Below are 240 nucleotides of genomic sequence, written 5' to 3'. Positions count from 1 at the left end.
GGATCCGCTCGCCATCGACCAGCACGGTACAGGCGCCGCACGCACCCTGGTTGCAGCCCTTCTTCGGACCGGCGAGCTTAAGCCCTTCGCGCAGCAGGTCGAGGAGCGAGACGCGGGGGTCATCGGGCAGGGGGACCGGGGAGCCGTTGATCAGTATCGACATGCCATCTCCTGCAATTCCGCCGGGCCCGCATCGATGAGGGCCTATTCAGTACCGAGCGGTATAGACGGTGTCGGTAG

1 protein-coding gene is annotated in these 240 nt (G+C 65.4%); it reads right to left on the bottom strand.

Going from position 1 to position 240, the window contains the following annotated elements; all coding sequences use genetic code 11:
• A partial coding sequence (locus tag AC0CH3_RS17925; protein ID WP_465238141.1) for a 2Fe-2S iron-sulfur cluster-binding protein occupies window positions 1-163 on the bottom strand: 163 nt, incomplete at its 3' end.
• Window positions 164-240 lie beyond the last annotated feature (77 nt).

The sequence above is a fragment of the Sphingomonas sp. AC449 genome (assembly GCF_979253475.1).
This window is presented reverse-complemented; position numbering and strand designations above follow the sequence as displayed.